The organism is Spirosoma oryzicola (assembly GCF_021233055.1).
GTDB classification, from domain to species: Bacteria; Bacteroidota; Bacteroidia; order Cytophagales; family Spirosomataceae; genus Spirosoma; species Spirosoma oryzicola.
In genome coordinates this window covers 4844082-4864347 of record NZ_CP089538.1, presented here as the reverse complement: position 1 = coordinate 4864347, position 20266 = coordinate 4844082, and the positions used below count along the sequence as shown (strand labels likewise).

Below are 20266 nucleotides of genomic sequence, written 5' to 3'. Positions count from 1 at the left end.
GTCTTATTTGGGGCACTTCGCCAATAGTGGTTCCATCTGTTTCTGCCCCCACGTTGGCGAGAACTCACTGGCCGGTTTAAAACTAGCGAATTTTTCGTTGGCCTGCTTCAACACCGGACATGCTGCACCAGGGCCGCCACCAAACTGCTCCGGCGTGTACATAAGCGATGAACCTTCCAGCACGTAAGCGCGCGGGTTTTCAACATTGAGGCTTTTGGCTTTCGCTAAAGCTGACTGAAATAACGGGCCGTATTGCTGCCAGCGATTCATTGGATCAACCGCCATACGGGCCTGGGCAATGTACGCTTTTAGAATGGTCAATTCGTCGTTGTTGGGTGAGACAGCTTCCGCTGCTTTCAGGTTGACATCGGCCTGATCGAGGTACTTGTCTTTGTCGGCTTCATCTTTGCCCAAAAAGCCCAGATAAACATAATTCAGGCCGGCATAGTAGCGGGGAAGCCACTGGTTCGATTCGACCCCGGCAATGCGTTCAAACTGGTTGGCCGACGCCATAAGATCGGCGGTAGACGATTTTTCGTTGTGCGATTGCATGGTATTTAGTGCCTGACCCATAGCCTGTTTGTACTGGTCTGACTGAGCCTGAGCAGAAACGGAGGTAGCTACGGCCACCGCGATGGAAATGATAAGCGTTTTCATGATTTAGATGGATGTATAGGTGATCGATTTATGTGAATTACAGTTCGTTGACATTGACTTTTGCCTTTTTCGAAAGCATGATCATACCGCCCACAAAGAAGCTTCGGTACGACTGCGGACCAACGGCGTAGCGCGTTTTGGCGTCGGGTGTGTATTGATACGTGTACACGTTATGCGTATTGAGGATATTATCGACGGTAGCGTACAGAACGACCATATTCTTTTTGATCCGGGTGATGTGGCTGGCCGAGAAGCTAAGGTTGTTCACAACAGGGGTGCGGTCGGCAAGGAAAAGCTCGTTGTTGGGGTTGTAGTACGGACGACCGCTGCTGATGGTGTAGGTAAGCCCCATGCTCGTGCTGATCTTGTCGAAGTACCGCTTCCCAATCAGGCTGATGTTGTGGTTGGAAATAAAGGTTGGCGTGGCGGCTACCGGGTATTGCTGAAACAACCGCTTGGTGTCTACGTAGCTGTACGTCACCCAGTAATCCAAGCCTCGTATGCTTTTCTGATCGCGCCAGAACACGTCGAAGCCTTTGGCGTAGCCATTGCCGCTGTTATCGGTGCGACCCCAGGGAAAGCGGTAGGGATTCGCATCGTAGTAGTTGGGCATACCGGGCTGGCTCGTAAACTCACGGACGAGTTGAGCGTAGTTTTTGTAGAAGGTTTCAATGCGGAACGTACGCTTGTCCTTAATAAGCTGATAGTTTAGGATTAGGTGGTCAGCTCGTTCGTAATTCAGATTTTCGTTCCGGTACAGGTAACGATAGTCTGGCGTTTGGTAGAATTGCCCGTACGCCAGCGACACCTGACTGTATACACCCGTTTTGTACGCCATCGACAGGCGAGGAGCCAGATTGAACCGATTGATTACGGATGAGTATTCGCCCCGAAGACCTAGTTGAACCGCCAGATTGCGACCAAGGTAGGTTTGGGATTCAGCGAACAAGGCTCCGTAGTTATCGTGCAGGGCATACTGGGTCCCCGATACCGCGTTTTGGTACGTAACCCGGCTTCCTTCGGTTCCGAACAAAAACGAGTTGTTACCGGGTAGCAATCGGGTCAGCACAGCCCGCGCTTGTAGTCGCTCACTGGAACGACCAAAATTCTGCGCACTAAACGTTGTCGCATCGGTATCGTAGCTGTACGACAGGCCGGAGTGGAGCAACCAGCGACCATCGGCCCAACTGTCCGTATACGTACTGGTCGTAAAGAAATTACGATTCTGCTGACGGAAAGCTGTTTTGCCCGTTTCGTTGGATGGATCAACAAAGTTCATTCCCAGCCGACTGTCGGAGTACATGCCGTAGAATTTAAGCATACCTGTTTTGGTGGGTTGCAGCCGGTAAGTCAGGGAAGAGCCCGCAAATTCGGGAACGTGCGTCCAGTCAATGTTTTGCCGAACGAGCGCAAAAAGGGGTTTGAGGTTGCCGTAGTACGCCGTTGCCGAAACCGACGATTTCTCGGTGGCATGATCGTAGCTAAGCGCGGCATTCGCCAGGTTCAGACTCAGGCTCAATCCTTCGTTCTGCGTTTTGTCGACGGTATTAAGCAGCAGTACCGATGAAAGCGCCTGTCCATACTGCGCGGAGTAGCCACCCGTGCTGAACGAAGTCCCTTTGAACATAAAAGGCTGAAACCGTCCCCGCGATTGTAAACCCGGCATTGAGCTGAAATACGGATTCTGTACGATCATACCGTCGATCACAACTTTCGCTTCTTCGCTGGAGCCACCCCGCACAAACAAGCCAGTCTGTTCGCCAACGCGCTGCGTGCCGGGAAGTAAGTTCATAGCCGCCGTAATATCGGCACCAGCGCCCGCCGTTGTGACAATATCCATCGGCTTGAGCATGGTCATTCGGCGCTCGTCGGAAGCTTCGAACGATCCCGCCGTTATGACCACCGTGTTTAGTTCATTAGCGGTTTCGGTGAGCCGGACAAGAATAGGGCTGTTGGCCGCGAGCGTAATTTTTTTGCTGTATGATTCGTAGCCGATGTACGAAACCATCAGCGTGGCTGTATCTTGCCGACTACTGGCAAATTTGAAACTACCGGTGCTGTCGGTGTTGGCTCCATCGTAAGTGCCGCGCAGAAACACATTGGCTCCGGGCAGTGCATGACCTTTTTGATCCGTCACCCGTCCGGCCAGCATCGTCTGGGCCGACGTGCTGAGGGTAGCGGATAAGAGTATGGCGAGGAAGTATAGTGTTTTCATGACCGTTCGTCAGTTCAGTGGCTGATAGGATGCTCAAAACTAGGATGACCAATCGCCTGCCCTTTGCTTTTTCCGACGAACCGGGGAAACTGTAGCGTGAAATCCCGCCGGATAAGGATAAATTTGGCTTAACATTTACCCAACTACGTTGTTATTGTCGTACAAACCCGCGCACCTTTGACCACTACCTTGATTACATTTAAGCTTTCGCTGGGCAGGCTTCGCCCCTGGCGTGAAGGCGATGAAGATTCGTTGTCGCACCATGCCAGTAACCGTCGTATCTGGAATAATGTCCGGGATTTTTTTCCGTATCCATATACACCCCGCGACGCGCATTCCTGGGTACGTTCCAATAAGTCTTACCAGCAGCCTAACAACCTGGCCATTGAAATTGACGGACAGGCGGTGGGTAACATCGGATTTACGGTCAAAGACGATATTTACCGATACAATGCTGAGATTGGCTACTGGCTTAGTGAAGAATATTGGGGTCGGGGTATTATGAGCGAAGCGGTACCGATTGTAACCGAATACATCTTTTCCAATTTCCAGGTCAATCGAGTTTTCGCCTGCGTATTGGAAGGAAATATTGGTTCAATGCGTGTGCTGGAAGGTGCTGGCTATCAGCACGAAGCGATCCACCGCAAAGCCGCTGTAAAGAATAATCAGTATCTGGATGAGCACATTTTCGCCATGCTTCGTTCGGAGTTCAGAGCGTTAAACAAGTAGCTAATGCTGTGGTCTGGCTATGTGCCTATAGCGATACGGTGCAATCGAAGGTGTCAGATCGGTTGATAATCCCTCTAATTTGTGGTTATTTTGCCTAACTTTTGCCGCTTCGGCGGACCAAAATTTCATGCCGAAGATAGTAATCGCCATAGACGGATATTCGAGTTGCGGGAAAAGCACAACCGCTAAAGCTGTAGCGGCCCGGATGGGCTACGGCTACATTGATACGGGGGCTATGTACCGGGCCGTTACCTTATTTTTCCTCCAGGAGCGTGTGTCGTTTTCAAATCAGAAAGAGGTTGAATCGGCTCTCGAACGCATTCACATTACCTTCAATTTCAACGCTCGTGTCGGCAAAAACGAAACCTGCCTGAACGGGCTGAATGTGGAGGAAGAAATCCGGAAGATGTATATCTCCAACCTGGTTAGCGAAGTAAGTGCTATTCCCGAAGTGCGTTGGGCAATGGTCGCGCAACAGCAGAAAATGGGTCGTCGCCGGGGCGTTGTTATGGATGGCCGGGACATTGGGACCAAGGTGTTTCCCGATGCCGAGGTAAAAGTATTCATGACTGCTGAAACGTACATCCGGGCCAGACGGCGGCAGCAGGAACTCCTGGCCAAGGGAGAGATGGTTAACCTGGATGATATTGTCAAAAACATCGAAAAGCGCGACCTAATCGACACCACACGCGCTGAAAGCCCACTCGTACAAGCTCCTGAGGCTATCCTGCTCGATACGTCCCACATGACGATTGAGGAACAGGTCGATTGGGTGATTGAACTGGCGGACCGGCGACTGGCTGAAATACACCGCACAAAAACAAAGAAAATAGCCGGGTAATTATCGCTGGTTTTTGCCTTACTCAAGTATGAGTTCCTTTCTAACAAGACACACATGACTGCCGATTTTTTACTGATAGGGCAGGGGGTGGCTGGCTCTGCGCTGGCCTGGACGCTCGATCAGCGTGGTTGTTCTGTGTTATTGGCCGATGACCCGACATTGCCTGCTGCTTCGGCCGTGGCTGCCGGAATTGTTAATCCACTGACGGGGCGAAAGCTGGTCCGTACCTGGAAAGCCGACGAACTGTTTCCTTTTCTGCACCAGTTCTACGCCGGAATCGAAGAACAGCTCGGTGTTCATTTCTTCCACCCCAAGACGATCTACCGACCTTTTCGCTCCCTGGCCGAACAAAAAGAGTATCTCGCCATCGTTGCTGACCCTCAGATACAACCGTATGCTTCGAAAGCAACGAACGATTCGCTGTACACCGACTACATCAATAACCCGTTTGGTGGTTTAGAGGTAACACAAAGTGGCTGGGTCGATTTAATCGAATTATCCAGAATCATTAAAGGGTACTTTATTCGGAAGAACCAGTATTACGAAGGTCATGTATCCGTCAGCGATTTAAAAATTACTGACGAAGGCGTTGAGTGGAAAGACATAAAAATAAAGAAAGTCATATTTTGCGATGGGGTTCAGGGCCGCGAAAACCCGTTGTTTGACTGGCTTCCGTATAATCCCGTGAAAGGCCAGATTCTAACGGTGATGGTTGACCGCTATCCGATTACAAGCATTGTTAACCAGGGTGTTTTCATCTTGCCGATTCGCAATGGATTGCTGCGGATCGGGGCCACGTATTCTTGGCACGATCTGGATTGGCAAACAACCGACGACGGCCGGTCGTTTCTAGAATCGAAAGTTCAGGCTGTACTGAAAACCCCGTATGAAATTGTGAACCAGCAAGCCGGTATTCGCCCGTCCAGCAAGGACCGTCGGCCCTTTGTGGGTATGCATCCGGCGCACCCAGCCATCGGGATTTTTGGGGGTATGGGTACCAAAGGTGTGTCGTTAGCACCCTATCTGGCCGAGCAATTTGCTCGATATCTACTAGACGGCGAAGAATTAGAGCCGGAAGCGAATATTAGCCGTTATGTTTCGTTATTATAGCGTTCATTAAACGTTAGCGTATAGGAGTAAGGTTTTAGCGTTCAGGCTAGGGCCATAAGGCTGATAGCTAACGTCCAACGTTTTGTCGATTAGTATGCGAAATCAATACATTCTGCTGATGGGGCTATGGCTGGGAGCATTGGGCGCAGCCACGGCACAAAACTATCCGGCGCTGGAGCGTTTTGGAAAAAACCGTATCCAATATCGGAGCTTTGACTGGAAGATTATCCGGACTTCCAACTTCGAGATCTACTATTACCAGGATGGCACGCAGATCGCGAACCTGACGGCGCAGTACGCCGAATCGGAGTTTGACCGAATCACGGAGCTGCTTGGGTATACGCCCTACAACCGGGTAAAGATCTTTCTGTTCAATTCGCCCTCAGAGTTGGCACAGAGCAACATTGGGCTCAACACGCAGGGAAGCCTGAACAAGCGCGAACAGAACTTGTCGAAGTCACGCATTGAGCTGGCTTTTACTGGCGATCAGATCAGCTTTCGTCGGCAGATCGTACACGATGTTTCCATGCTTTTCGTGTATGATATGCTCTACGGCGGTAGCCTGAAAGACGCCCTTCAAAGTTCACTTCTGTTGACGCTCCCGGAGTGGTTTATGCCGGGTATTGCCTCTTACATTGCCGATGGCTACAGCCTTGAGCTGGACGATTACATGCGTGATGCATCGTTGACGCGCACGATCAAAAAACCGTCGCTGCTTGCCGGTGCCGAAGCCGAACGCGTTGGACATTCGATCTGGAATTACATCGTTCAGAAATACGGTCGCGACAATGTATCGAACATTCTGAATCTGACCCGTATCATTCGGAATGAGCAAAGCAGTATTTCGAGTACGCTTGGTATTCCTTACAGCCGGTTTTTGCGGGAATGGCGTGACTATTACGCAGGAATGGCCAATGCCGTAACGCAAGCGTATCGGCCCAGTTCCGACGAGTTTCAAATCAAGATCAAATCGTCATCGGATGAAGAGTTAGTACTTAATAGTTTGAAGTTAAGCCCCGATAAGCAGTATTTTGCCTACACCACGCTTTTCGACGGGAAGTACAAGGTCGAAGTTGTTAATACGACGAATCAGAAGAGAACGAAGGTACTTCAGGGCGGCTACCGGCTTGATGGGCAGGAAGCTCGAACCCGTACGCCATTGATTGCCTGGCAGCGGGGCAACAACCTCGTTATCATCACCGACGAGCTAGGTAAAACAAACCTGTATCAGTACAGCGATTTTGAAAAAAAGCCCAAGCGTCAATTCAAGCGGCAGATCAACGGTCTAACTCAGGTTCTTTCGATGGATGCCTCGGACGATGGCGGTAGTTTAATTTTGAGCGCCGACCGCCGGGGGCAGAACGATTTATTTATTTACAGCATTAACCGGGGTTCTTACCAGCAGATAACAAACGATCTGTATGACGATTTGTATCCGCAATTTGTGGGCAGAACAGCGCGTCAGGTCGTCTTTAGTTCGAACCGCAAACAGGATACGCTCGGCGTCGACAAAGGGTCATACAAAACTATCACGGATCGCCTGAGCTTATTTTCGCATGAAGGGGGCGCACGCGATTTTTCGCTGGTTCGCCTGACCGATTCATTGTCGCACGCAACGCAGCCTATTCCTGCCAGCGAGACAGTTGTTTACTTTTTGAATGATGTGAGCGGTATCCGCAACCTGTACCGGCTCGACACCGAATCGGGTTCGGTTGGGCAAGTAACGGCTTTTCCCGAAAGCATTCGGTTTTATGACTTGAATCCGTCAAACGGTGGTTTCGTTTATAGTAGCCTCAAGAATGGTGAAGAATACATAGGATTCCGTTCGCAGATCAACCTGACGCAAACGGTTCAGGCCCCGCCAACCCAGCGCAGTATCAGCTCTGGTTCGGTCAAGCCCGCCAGAGCAACAACGAATCGTTCTAACACTGTAAAAACAGATTCTGCGGGTCAGGTAAGCCGTGCCGATACTACCCGGCCTGATACAGTAGCCGCAAAACAAACGGTCAACGCAAACAGACTGGCGCTGGAGCCGGGCGAAGTAGATACCGATAACTACCAGTTCGATCCGGACGTGCTGAAATCGACCGAGTATCGTCAACGTCGCACGATCGGAGGCACCGCACCTACGCTGACGACAACTTTACCGCGTAATCGCCGTCGGGAAAACATCACCATTCGGGGCCCTTTCAACTACAAGGGACTGTTCACCGTTAGTGATGCGAACTCAAACTGGCGGATCGATCCGATTTCAGCGAAAGGATTTGGGTATTCGCAGGATGTCACACTCACTGATTTGCTGGAAAATCATGTTCTGCGCGCCGGGTTGTTTATCACGACTACGTTGCGCAACAGTGATCTGTTCGCAGAGTATACCAACCTAAAACACCTTATCGACTTTGGCGCGCGCGTAGATCGCAGTACCTTATTTGTTGACAACAGCGGGTTGAGCCAAAAATACCGGTACAATCGAGTGGCGCTCTCGGCGTCTTATCCGCTTTCGGTAACGACCCGGTTTACGGTGTCGCCGTTTTATGCGACAACCCGGCTGATCGATGTTTCGTCGTTCAGCGAGCCGGATCGGGTATCGGACTATGGTGGTGTACGGGGTGAAATCGTTTTTGACAACACAAAAGTCAATGGCATGAATCTGGCCGTCGGAACGAAGATGAAAATCAAGTATGAAGAATACGCTGGTTTGCGGTCATCGTCAGAAAGTTTCCGCCGGTTGTCGCTTGATCTGCGGCATTACCAAAAAATTCACCGGGATCTGGTGTTAGCTGCGCGATTCTCCTTTAGCCAATCGGGTGGCCCTGCTCCTAAACAAAGTACATTAGGGGGTATGGATAACTGGATCGGCACTAACTCCTCTATCAAAGAACTGGTTGCATCGAACCCATTGCTGGTTCCGAACACGATTCCAGCCGAAATTCCCTACGACTACCGGAATGTGTTCTTCCTTGATTTTGCAGCGCCACTACGCGGGTTCCGCCAAGGAAAACTAACTGGTACCAGTCATATGCTGCTGAATGTAGAGCTTCGCTTACCATTGATTCGGTACCTATATCGTGGAAATATTACCTCGAACTTTCTGCGGAACCTGCAACTGGTTGCGTTCACGGATATCGGTACGGCCTGGTCTGGAAAAGGTCCCTTTAGTCAGCAGAACAGCTTAAACACAGAAGTTGTCGGCGGAGGTAATACTCCATTTAGAGCGGTCGTGACGAACTTCAAGAATCCGTTCCTGATTGGTTATGGAGCTGGCGCGCGAACGATGCTGTTCGGCTATTTCGTTAAGTTTGACTATGGATGGGGTCTTGAAAATAAAGTTGTTAGCAAACCCATTGCTTATCTGACACTGGGTTACGATTTCTAAACCGTAAGCAATTAGTTATCCACAATGAAGGGTCCTGACGGGCCCTTTTTTTGTGGATAACTAGTCTGTTCGCAACAATTTTTTGTAACACGTAATTTCCTACATATATTTGTTCGTTGATCCGCTACCCGTCACACTTTGTGAGAAAGTTGATCAGGCGTGCATTCGACATATTCTCTCTCTTCTTGTCTATTCAATAAGGCTCCTTACTGGCTAAGTAAGTACTGCCTTATTCGGTTCAGACACATGAAATCCAGTAAATTAATTTTTGGTGTTGTTTCCCCCAGACTTGGCATAGTTTTCGCTACTCCGGAAGCCTTCTAACGGATCCTGGTTGCCGAAAGTGAATGGTCACGAATGGTGAAAACAAGTGGACGGTCTGCGTTAACCACGACATCCAAAATCAACAAGAGATAACTGTTGTCGAGAATTGCTACGACTTGGCCAGCATTTGGCATAATTTTCGCGCAGTACTCGGGGAATAAAAAATAGTAACTGTAGTGTCTTGAACGATCAGTATCTAGCTGTGACAGTATATAGAAAGAGCTATACGTTAACTAAATATCTCTAAGTCTGATTGCAGGGGGCCGTTTCTAATTGAGTTGCTTATGAAGGTAATTTCTACGCTACAGTCAACTTGCCCTGTGATCTTATCTGGTCAGTTATCCAGACTATTTCTTCGCTTCGCTAGCAGTAAGAACTCGGTAGTGCGTTCGATAGGTCTGCTGACTTCTCTGTTTCCCCAACAGAAGGCGATTCGGCCAGCGATCGACGGCTACAACGACCTGCCCTGCCGAACCGTAGCTGTTTTAAAACCTGCTGAAGTCATTGATAAAATCCAGCCTTATTGTGCAGATGGCGATCCTCCGGGTTGTTCAGCACAAGACAATTTCCACACCCCGCCTGATGGGTTGACTTATTTTCCGCATCAGGTATTTACTTCTCTAAGAGGCCAACCAATGGATGAACGAACTTTACTAAATCAATCTAACTGTATAACTGCTAAGCAAACCGACAGCTGCGAACTGTATCGATCAGCAGGGGCGGTGAAACGGAGCAGACAACTCAATTTAACGAAATCGATTTCGCCATTGGTTGCTTTTGCCCGGTTCATGCGACAACCAAGGCAATTGGTGAGTTATGCTTTCTCATTGATCGCGTTCTTTCTTTTAAGTAGCGTTTCGTTACAGGCTCAACCGACTACGGTTGATCTAAGCGTTTCAACCAAAATCAGCAAGCAGAATCCGACCCTGGGCGAGCCGGTAACGTATACCGTTATTGTTCGAAACGCTATCGGATCGGCCAATGCTACCAACGTAATCGTCAAAAATCAGCTACCTGCCGGCGGGGTTTCGTATGTAGCCGGTTCGAGTAGCCTGGTGCGGGGTAGAGGAAATTATGACGCAGCTACCGGGATCTGGAGCGTAGGGGCAATTGCCCCGAACGACTCGGCCGTTCTCACGTTACAGGCTACCGTACTCGGCCGCGGAGTTTGGTTTAACACCGCCGAGGTCGTATCCGCTGATCAGCGTGATGTGGATTCGCAGCCAAACAATGCCAGTCTGACAGAGGATGATTACGAAGCAGTCTGTTTTTCCGTACCGATCTTGTGGTATGCCGGCGATGAGTTTGTTGTTAGCGTTCCATCAGGGTACAAGAATATCGTGTGGTATCGGAACGATAGCAACGTGACAACGATTTCGGCTGATCTGGCGGTTGTCAACGCGGATTCGTCGTTGTCGATCAAAAGTCCGGGTAGTTACCGCTTTACTACGACCTTGAATGGCTGTTCAGCCCTTAATTGCTGTAACATCGACGTGATTCAGGGCGTATACGGTAGTTTGGGCGACTTGGTGTTTGCGGATACGAATAAAGATGGCTTGCAACAAACGGGCGAATCAGGTATTGCCGGGGTGAAGGTTGTCCTGCTTGATAGCAACAACCAACCACTCAAAACTACGACCACTAATGCCAATGGCATTTATGCATTCTCCGAACTAACTCCCAGCGTTCCTTATTCAATAAGTTTTGTTGCGCCAGCTGGTTACCAGTTTACGGGAAGTTCAAGTATTGACGGCGTTGACGACACAAAGAATAGCGATGTCAATCCGGTTACGGGGCAAACTCGATCGGTAACATTAGCGGTTGGTGAGGTAAACAACAATCTGGATGCGGGTTTGTATTCGTCATGTCCGACGGATTATAGCCTGGTGGCTTCAGCTAACGCAAGTATCTGCTCGGGCGATTCAATCAAGCTGACAGCTACTTCACTGCCAGGTGCAAAAATCTGCTGGTTCCTGACGCCAACCGACGAAAATCCGTTGGCTATCGTCGATAATGGTGATCTGGTTACGTTCAAACCCACGATCACGACAACCTATTACGTCGAAGCATCGATCAACGGATGTTATAGCGCTCGTAAATCGGTTACTATAACGGTAAATGTGGTACCGACGCCAACTATTCGGGCAAGCATCAAAAATGCCTGTCCTGCTCAGACGGTCAACCTGGCAAATGTGGTGGTGTCTAACAGCAATCCGGCCTTCACGTACGAATGGTATACTAATGTCAACCGGTCGCAAACAACGCGGGTAGCCGATCCAACGAACGTGGGCGCGGGTACTTATTACTTGTTTGCTCGCTCGACGGACGGATGCTACAGCAGCCCAGCTGTACTGACGGTCGATCTGGTAAATTGTGGTTGTCCGAACCTGGCTGAAGTGAAAATTAGTTCGGGCACAGCGGCCTGTTCGGTCAATCCTGTGTCGTTGACGGTAACGATCTCGGGTTCGGTTACGACCGTCGGCTGGACATCGAATGGAACGGGGACTTTCAATAAGGCAACGGGCCTGACTACTACGTACACTCCCTCAGCCGCTGATGTTGCTAGCGGTACGGTGCTGATTACGGCTACGACCAATGACCCGGACGGACCGGGGGGTGTTTGCAGTGCCTCAACCAGTTCATTCATTTTGAAAATTGGCAAATTACCAGACGCGCCGACTCGGGTAACCGCAGACGATACGCTAGTTTGTCAGGGGGGAGAGACCAAGCTGGTTGGGTTTGCATCAGGGGCCCGAATTAACTGGTATGACGAGAGCAACACGCTACTCATGACAACGGAGAGCGGGAGTAAGTTTACGGTAAGACCGACCTTGGTCGGTCTTAACACCTACTATGCCGAAGCCGTCACTGCCGACAATTGCGTTAGCGCTACCCGTACGTCGGTAGTGGTTCGAGTGGCAGCTTGTCAGGCCGATCTGGCTGTCGTAACAAAAATAACGACGGCTGGTCCTTACAGCGTAGGTCAGAAGATAACCTATTCCATAACGGCCTCCAACAACGGACCTGCTACGGGTACGGATGTTAAGGTACAGCAACTTCTGCCATCAGCCCTAACTTTCGCCGGTGCCACACCCGCTGATAGCTATAATCAATCGACGGGTATCTGGACGATTGGTACGTTAACGGCTGGTTCGAGTCGCACATTATACCTTGAAGCGACAATAAACAGTACGGCCTCGACCCGCACTACGGCGACGATCAGCGGTTCGAATAATGACCCGAATTATCGGCAGAACGATACATCGTCGGTTGGTATTCCCACGAATCAATGTGGTATTCAAGCGCCAACAATCGTCGGTGCGGTTCCAGTTATCTGTACGGGCGACGTAACTACGCTACAAGCGTCAGGATGTGGTAGCGGCACCGTCCGATGGTCCGACGGACAAACGGGTGCCACAATTAGCGTAAAGCCAACGGTGACAACGACCTATTCCGCCAGTTGTGTCGTAAATAGCTGCGTGAGTGATGCCTCGAATCTAGTCACGGTAACGATTCGTGACCCTCAGCAACCAGTTCTGACCGCTAGCGCTGGTACGGTATGCGCCGGATCGTCGGTGACACTGACCGCATCGGGCTGCGCGGGTGGTACCATCGAATGGTCGGAAGGTCCGCAGACGGGTGCGTCGATTGTTGTTAAGCCCTACACGAGAACAACCTACACGGCGCAGTGCCGCGTGGGGAATTGCTTGAGTAACCCGGCTGTACAAACCATTGACATTGTCACGGAAGTAGGGTCACCCACCATTACGGCTAGCCAGGCTACCGTTTGCCCAGGTGAAACCGTAACCCTAACGGTAGCCGGTTGTGTTGGTACACCGATCTGGAGCAGTACAACCGCTACGACCAGTAGCATTGTAGTAACCCCATCCATTGGTAATAACAGCTATAGCGTTTATTGTAGAAACGGCGCTTGTATCAGCAAAACGTCGAACGTATACACGATTACAGTAGCTCCACTGACCGTTCCTACGGTTAGCGCCGATGTTGATTCAACCTGTGCCAAAGGCAAGGTGACGTTGACGGCAACGGGTTGCACGGGTACGGTTATATGGAGTACCAAGCAAACAGGAACAAGCATTATCGTTTATCCTGAAGCAAGCACCAGCTACTATGCGCTGTGTAAAGTAGGCAACAACTGCCTGAGCGAATCATCGAAGTCAGTTACTGTGACCGTAGCGTCGCCGTCGGCACCAATCGTTTCGGCGTCGAGCTTGTCGGTATGTAGCGGGAATACGGTGACGTTGAGAGCCATCGGCTGTGGGGGGACCGTAAAATGGTATGGTGCGGATAGAATCGGAGCCAGCGTTGACATTCGGCCGGCGGCCACGCAGGAGTATTATGCAACCTGCACCGTGGGTAATTGTGAGAGTGCAGCTTCCAATAAGGTTCGGATCACCGTCGCTACCTCCGGGGTAGCAGCTCCAACGGTCAGAGCATCGACATTAGCGACTTGTAGCGGTAGTGTGGTTTCGCTGACGGCGACGGGCTGTACAGGTGAGGTTGTCTGGTCGGATGGTCAGGTCGGCGGAGTTGTGTCGGTAACGGCGACGCCCACCAACAAATCGTTTTACGCGGTTTGCCGAACTGGCACGCAATGCGCCAGTGGTAGCTCGAATGTGATTAACCTTAACGTAACACCAACCCCGACGCCAACGATTACGGCTAGTCAGACTGCCATTTGTCCCGGTGGCGAAGTCAAACTATCGGTAAACAACTGTCAGGGTACTCCGCACTGGAACACGGGTGAGACGACAAGCAGCATTACCGTAACGCCGAAAGCAACGACGGCTTACACGGTTTACTGTCAGGAGGGAACTTGCCGTAGTCAGGAATCAACGAGTGCTATTGTTACGGTAGTACCGGTAGCTGTGCCGACGATTACAGCCTCGGCTACGGCTATTGAATCGACGGGTACTGTCACGCTGACCGCAACGGGCTGTACGGGGGAAGTGATCTGGTCCGCCAACGACATCAACGGTAACAATAAAGGTGCTGTTCTGGTGGTACGTCCCGATGGTACACAGACCTACTACGCCCAATGCAAGCTCAACGACTGTCTGAGTGACGCATCGATTAGCATCACCATTAGTCCCAACAAGGGTGATTGCGTAACCAAAGCTGGTACGCTGACTGCGGTTAGCCCAACGGTCTGCGTAGCAACCAGCTCCACCGTAACGGTTGCTGCTACTCCGGGCACGGGTCTGGTGAAACCAACAGGCTACTCGGTATTGTACGTGCTCACGAAAGGAACTGAACTGGTGATTACCCAAACGGCGGCCACACCAAGTTTCAACGTACCCGCGCAGGCTGCTGATTACACAATCCATACCTTGGTATACAATGCGACCGTGGGTGACAAGAATTACCTGGATCTAAGTGCTATTAAGTTGGCTGTCACTACCGGAGCGGATGTGAAGCGGTTGATTGCCGATCAAAAAATATGTGCCGACCTTGATCTGCTGGGGGCTAAAGTGAGCGTGAAGGCCGTATCACCACCCGTGCTAAGCGCTAGTCCATCTACTACCGTTTGTTACGGAGCACAAGTTACTCTGACCGCGACTGGTTGCGAAGGTGGAACGGTTACCTGGAGCGACGGCTTGACTGGACAGAGCATCAAGAAAACAGTCACTAGCGGTTTTTCGACTACAGCAACCTGCACGCAGAACGGGTGCGTTAGTGCACCGTCGGCTATCCTTAGCCTAACGATCACGACGCCCGCTATTCCCGTTATCGTAGCGAACACGCCCGCTGTTTGTACCAGCGAAACCGTTTCATTGACAGCAACGGGTTGTGCGGGAGGTACCTACATCTGGTCTGATCCGGCGAGCACCACCGGCACTGTGCTGACGGGTACTCCAACAGCTACCACCCAATACCGCGTCAAGTGCAAACTGGGTGAATGTGAAAGTGATTGGTCGGCTTACAATACCATTACGGTCGGAGCGCCTGCTGCACCAACGGCAACGATAGTCAATGCAGGCGTTAGCACAAGCATATGCGCCGGTAGTTCAGTGACGCTAAGGGCCGACGGTTGTCAGGCAACCAGTGAGGTAGTTTGGTCAACAGGACAGGTTGGTCGATTGATTACGATTGTGCCGACAGCAACGGCGAGTTACACGGCGCGTTGTCGTAATTCATCGATTTGCAGTAGCGCGTCATCGAACGCTGTAACCGTCAGTGTGTCGCCAGCGGTGCTACCGCCAACCGTACTTGATCGGACAAATACCTGTCCAGCTACTACGGTTAATTTGATAACGGCAGTAACCAGCAAGGTGACAACTACCGGAGGAATTTTCGAGTATTACACGGATGCTTCGTTAACGAGTGTTTCAAAGGTCGCTAGTGCATCGGCTGTAGGGACTGGAACGTATTACGTAGTGGAGAAAACGGTGGGCGGTTGCTACAGCCAGCCGGTGGCGATCCATGTTCAGGTTATTTCCTGTCAGGGGCAAACGCCCTGCGATCCGCAGAATCCAGCTACGGCTGACGCGGGTGTAGACGCTAGCATCTGCGCGGCTAAAACCTACCAACTGGCGGGTAAAATGGGTGGAGCTGGCAAGGTCGCTCAGTGGACGACGAGCGGTAGCGGAACATTTACGAATCCGTTTGCGCTAGATGCCGTTTATAACGCCAGCGCAAACGATGTTGCTGCCGGCAAGGTGACGCTAACGCTTTCGGTGAGCACTAACAACGCTAGCTGTCCCGTTGCTTCGGATCAACTGGTGCTTACCATCCAGGGTAGCAGTACCGTACCTGTTGTCTCTATTCTGGGATCAACGAAGCTTTGTGCTGGCGATTCCGTAACGCTTAAAGCACCTGACGGAGCAACTGGCTACAAGTGGAACACCAACGTAACTACTCAGAACATCGTCGTCCGGACGAGTGGTCGCTATAGTGTGCAGGTGCTGGACGCGGGCGGTTGCAGCTCGGTCAAGTCGGCGGACGTGGTCGTTGAGGTGGCCGCTCCGTTAGTGCCACCGCTGGTAAATAACCTTCGCAACGCATGCCCGGCGAAGGTTGTGGATCTGACCAAAGCGCTTTCGTCAACGAGCGTGGGAAGCAGCTACATTTACCGAACCTGTGCCTGTACTGCATCGAATCTTGTACTGCGCCCTGATTCCGTAGGGCAAGGGACGTACTGGGTGGTCGAAAGAAATGCAACAGGCTGTTTGAGTGCGCCGTCGAGAATCGAAGTAAAGGTTTTCAACTGTGCGGCTGACACCCTGGACACCGATGTTTCCATTGCGAAAACGGTAAACAAGCCTGCTGTGAAGCGCGGAGAAACCGTCACGTACACGATTACAGTCACAAACAATGGTAAGTACACCGCTCGTAACATTGATGTGCAGGATGCATTACCAAAAGGATTGGAACTTGTACTCGGCTCAACACCAAACTACACGCTGTCGAACGATATCATTACCCGGCGCATTGATAGTCTTCCGGCTGGTAAAAGCGAGTCTATTACCTTCTCCGCCCGTTTGCTGACGAAAGAAAAAGTAGTGAACACGGCCAAAATCACGTATCTGGATAACAAGGACCTTAATCTGGCGAACAACACGTCGAGCGTAACCGTACAGGATACGTCGACTACGAAAGCCAGTGTTATTGGTTTGGCTAAAGCGGTTGTCGGAACGCCGGTCAACATAGCTGATTCGCTGATCGCGGTACGATATGGGTTTGTTATCAAAAACTTCGGTGACGATACCCTCAAAAACGTTTTGGTGACAGATGATCTGGCTTACGCGTTCTCGCCAAATCAGATCCAATCGGTCGCCATCAGTTCGACAAACACGGATTTTAGTTTGAAACAAAATCCAGCGTTTACCGGACGAGGAGACAATACACATCTTTTCGATTCAACGAGTTATCTGGCACCCGGACGTACGCAGACGTTTTTCCTTGACGTGACCGTAAGACGCGTCGTTGGCGATACGACACGGACATTCCGTAACATTGCCAGTGCGTCGGCCTTAAGTAGTGGTGTGAAAGTTGAGGATCTGTCGGTTAACGGTGGTGATGTTGATCCTGATAACGACGGCAATCCAACCAATAACACGGGATTTACGGTGTTTACACTGGGGGCACCGCAATTGAACGGACCCGGAATAGGTGTAGCATTGGCTGTTACCAACGTGAGACTACAACCCGATAGTAGTTACAACGTCACTTACAAAGCGACCGTCAAAAACGTTGGTAGTACTCCGCTCTACGGGGTGAGCCTGGTTGATAGCTTATCGAAAACGTTTGCGTCGCCTGCTTCCTACTCGGTAGTGGGTACACCAATCGTTGGTGCCAATAGTACGCTGGTGGCAAATACGGCTTTCAATGGTAATACCGCGACCGACCTGTTGACCCGAACCAGCTATCTGAATATTGGCGTGCAGGATACGGTCTTGATTACTGTTAACGTGAAGCCGAACAGGGCTGTGCAGCCATTCTACTCGTCTGTTGTCGGTCGAGGGCGCACCGCCGATTCGAGCCGGACCGTAACGGACATTTCGAACGACGGTTTCGATCCAAATCCGCAGGGAGCGGTAGCAACGGCTGTTCGCTTTAATCTGCCATCGGCGTTAATCGGGGTCGCTAAGTGGGTTGGTACGCCTGCTTTGGTTCAGGCAGGTATCTACGATATTCCGTACATCATCAGGTTGAGCAACATGGGCCGGGAGCCGCTCTACAAAGTGCAGGTGGTCGATAATTTGTCGCAAACCTTTGGCCGTGGGGCGTTGATTATCGACAATATAATACCTGTTTCTACCGATGCGGGTCTGGTGGGAAATCCGTCTTATACGGGTCAGGGCGTATTGACAAATATGCTGATCGACTCCTTAAGCAGTCTGCCAGTAGGTGCTTCTCGTCAGCTTGGCTTTACGGTACGGGTAAATGTAAAGAATGCAGATACGCTTACGTTCTACAACAGAGCGTACGCCGTCGCTCAAACGGAACAGGGATTAGCCGTTGCCGACACGTCTACTTCGGGTCTTAACCCTGATCCTGCCAATACACTGGACCCTCGGAATAGCAATATCCCAACGCCAGTATCGCTTGATCGGCTTTCTACCGGTTCGTACATTGGGGTAGCGATGGCCGTAGCCGACACCAGCCGCCAGCCCAATGGCTCGTACAACGTAACCTACCAGATCGTTGTGCAGAACTTTGGTTATGATACACTGACGCAGGTAAGTCTCAGCGACTCACTGGTGAAAGTCTTCAACAGCCAGACAGGCGCCCGCTATTCAGTGGTGCGGACACCGTTCTCCAGTTCCACGGGCAGTCGCCTGAAGCTTAATGATCGGTTTGATGGTAACGCCCAAGCCTTGCTAGTGATCGGAGACGACACGAGTGTACTCTTGCCAAGACAGACGGATACGATTCGGATCGTGGTCAATGTCGCTAGTAATGGCACGACGACGACGTTCTTCAACTCGGTTTACGCGCAGGCACTAAGCCGAACGGGAATTGTCTCCGACGTGTCGACCAACGGGCTCATCCCCGATCTCAACGGCAACAACAACCCAACGGATGACAATGAACGGGAGGCTACTCCGCTGACATTGCCGGTAGACAATTCAGCCGTCTTTATCCCCGAAGGCTTCTCACCCAACGGGGATGGTATCAATGACTTGTTTATTATCCGAGGGTTGCAGGGACTAACCATCAGTCTGGAGGTGTATAACCGCTGGGGTAACCTGGTTTATCAGAATCAAGATTATCTCAATGATTGGGACGGTAAGGCCAACACGGGTCTGATGCTGGGCTCGGACGCTGATGGACTACCTGATGGTACTTATTACTATATGATCCGGACCAGCGATGGTCGCCAGTTTGTGCGCTACCTGACAATTAACCGCTAGCTCTAGACACTCATGTTACGACATTTTTTTCTATCAAGTAAAAAATACCAGAAAGCGCTGGTTATGCTGATGCTTCTAAGCGTCGGCAGCCGTCCACTGCTGGCTCAGCAGGACAAGATGTTCTCGCAGTACATGTTTAACATGTTGGCGTTAAACCCAGCCTACGCCGGTAGTCGCGATGTGCTGAGCATGTCGGCGCTCTACCGCAACCAGTGGACCGGCGTGGAAGGAGCCCCCCAAACCGCTACCTTCACGATGGACATGCCCCTCAACCGGGAGCGAGTGGGTATTGGCCTGCAACTCTACGGCGATAAGTTCGGACCCGTTCAGGAAGCGGGCGGGTTTGCCTCGTATGCATTCCGGATCAAGGTTGGTTCCCGCTCAACGCTGGCTCTGGGCTTGCAGGCCGGAGCTGCCAGCTACAACGTTAACCTGGCGGATGTACGAACCGGTCCTACTGGCACCCAGATCGATCCTGCTTTTGCCAGTAACATTACCAAGCTGCTGCCCAACTTTGGAACGGGTATCTACCTCAGCAACGATCGCTCGTACCTGAGCCTGTCGGTGCCTCGCCTGATCAAAAATAAGTTGAGCGAATACAATGTGGGGAATGTCATTTCGACGCAGCGTCGTCATGCTTATCTGGCAGCTGGTTTTGTGGTGGGTTTAAGTCCGGCGATCAAGTTAAAGCCTTCGCTGTTGGTTAAGTACGCTGAGGGAGCGCCCCTGGGCTTTGACGGTAACCTGAACATCTGGTTTGCCGATCGGATAGCCATCGGAGCTTCCATTCGTCGGAATCAGTTCAGTGATTGGAGCAATGTAGGTACCGATGCGCTGGTTGGGATGCTGGAAGTACAGCTGACGGATCAGTTTCGGTTTGGGTACGCTTATGATCGGACAATGAACAACTTCAAGGATGTAGCGCCCAGTTCACACGAAATCATGCTGCGGTATGAGTTCGGCTTTGGCAAGAATCGTGTTCTGACACCCCGGTATTTCTAATCAGGTATACAGCGAAAAGGCGTAGGAGAGAGACGAATTATTAGGTCTTTCATTTACGCCTTTTTCCTTGCCGTCGATTCGACTTCGGCGCAGTATTTGCTTGATCGAAAGTATATATTTTTATCTAGATCGTA

Annotated in this window: 8 protein-coding genes; 6 read left to right on the top strand and 2 right to left on the bottom strand. The window is 51.1% G+C overall.

Features of this window, described 5'->3' with window-relative positions:
* Positions 1 to 3: 3 nt before the first annotated feature.
* Both LQ777_RS20510 and LQ777_RS20505 read right to left on the bottom strand, forming a co-directional pair.
* Positions 4 to 657, bottom strand: coding sequence for a hypothetical protein (locus tag LQ777_RS20510; protein ID WP_232559808.1), 654 nt, complete (start codon positions 655 to 657; stop codon positions 4 to 6).
* Between the two features lie 37 nt (positions 658 to 694).
* Positions 695 to 2872 (bottom strand): TonB-dependent receptor, encoded by a 2178-nt coding sequence (locus LQ777_RS20505; RefSeq protein ID WP_232559807.1) that lies wholly within the window; start codon positions 2870 to 2872, stop codon positions 695 to 697.
* Positions 2873 to 3061: 189 nt separating this feature from the next.
* Between LQ777_RS20505 and LQ777_RS20500 the strand changes: the two genes are divergently transcribed.
* The 6 genes from LQ777_RS20500 (at position 3062) to LQ777_RS20475 (ending at position 20132) form a co-directional block, all read left to right on the top strand.
* Complete coding sequence (locus tag LQ777_RS20500) at positions 3062 to 3601, top strand: GNAT family N-acetyltransferase (protein WP_232559806.1); 540 nt, start codon at positions 3062 to 3064, stop codon at positions 3599 to 3601.
* Positions 3602 to 3728: 127 nt separating this feature from the next.
* Positions 3729 to 4442: a (d)CMP kinase gene (gene cmk / locus LQ777_RS20495; RefSeq protein ID WP_232559805.1), complete on the top strand. Its 714-nt coding sequence runs from the start codon at positions 3729 to 3731 to the stop codon at positions 4440 to 4442.
* Positions 4443 to 4496: 54 nt separating this feature from the next.
* Positions 4497 to 5552 (top strand): NAD(P)/FAD-dependent oxidoreductase, encoded by a 1056-nt coding sequence (locus LQ777_RS20490; protein ID WP_232559804.1) that lies wholly within the window; start codon positions 4497 to 4499, stop codon positions 5550 to 5552.
* A 94-nt stretch (positions 5553 to 5646) separates the two neighbouring features.
* Positions 5647 to 8928, top strand: a complete 3282-nt coding sequence (locus LQ777_RS20485) for a hypothetical protein (RefSeq protein WP_232559803.1) — start codon at positions 5647 to 5649, stop codon at positions 8926 to 8928.
* Between the two features lie 1112 nt (positions 8929 to 10040).
* On the top strand, positions 10041 to 19130 hold the full coding sequence (locus LQ777_RS20480) for an Ig-like domain-containing protein (protein WP_232559802.1): 9090 nt from the start codon (positions 10041 to 10043) through the stop codon (positions 19128 to 19130).
* A 63-nt stretch (positions 19131 to 19193) separates the two neighbouring features.
* Entirely contained in the window at positions 19194 to 20132 is a 939-nt protein-coding gene (locus tag LQ777_RS20475) for a PorP/SprF family type IX secretion system membrane protein (protein WP_425276955.1), read from the top strand.
* Positions 20133 to 20266 lie beyond the last annotated feature (134 nt).

Bases quoted from the DNA above. Each gene is read 5' to 3' on its own strand.
- LQ777_RS20510 (WP_232559808.1), bottom strand. From the start codon at position 657: ATGAAAACGCTTATCATTTCCATCGCGGTGGCCGTAGCTACCTCCGTT.
- LQ777_RS20505 (WP_232559807.1), bottom strand. From the start codon at position 2,872: ATGAAAACACTATACTTCCTCGCCATACTCTTATCCGCTACCCTCAGC.
- cmk (WP_232559805.1), top strand. From the start codon at position 3,729: ATGCCGAAGATAGTAATCGCCATAGACGGATATTCGAGTTGCGGGAAA.
- LQ777_RS20490 (WP_232559804.1), top strand. From the start codon at position 4,497: ATGACTGCCGATTTTTTACTGATAGGGCAGGGGGTGGCTGGCTCTGCG.
- LQ777_RS20485 (WP_232559803.1), top strand. From the start codon at position 5,647: ATGCGAAATCAATACATTCTGCTGATGGGGCTATGGCTGGGAGCATTG.
- LQ777_RS20480 (WP_232559802.1), top strand. From the start codon at position 10,041: ATGCGACAACCAAGGCAATTGGTGAGTTATGCTTTCTCATTGATCGCG.
- LQ777_RS20475 (WP_425276955.1), top strand. From the start codon at position 19,194: ATGCTGATGCTTCTAAGCGTCGGCAGCCGTCCACTGCTGGCTCAGCAG.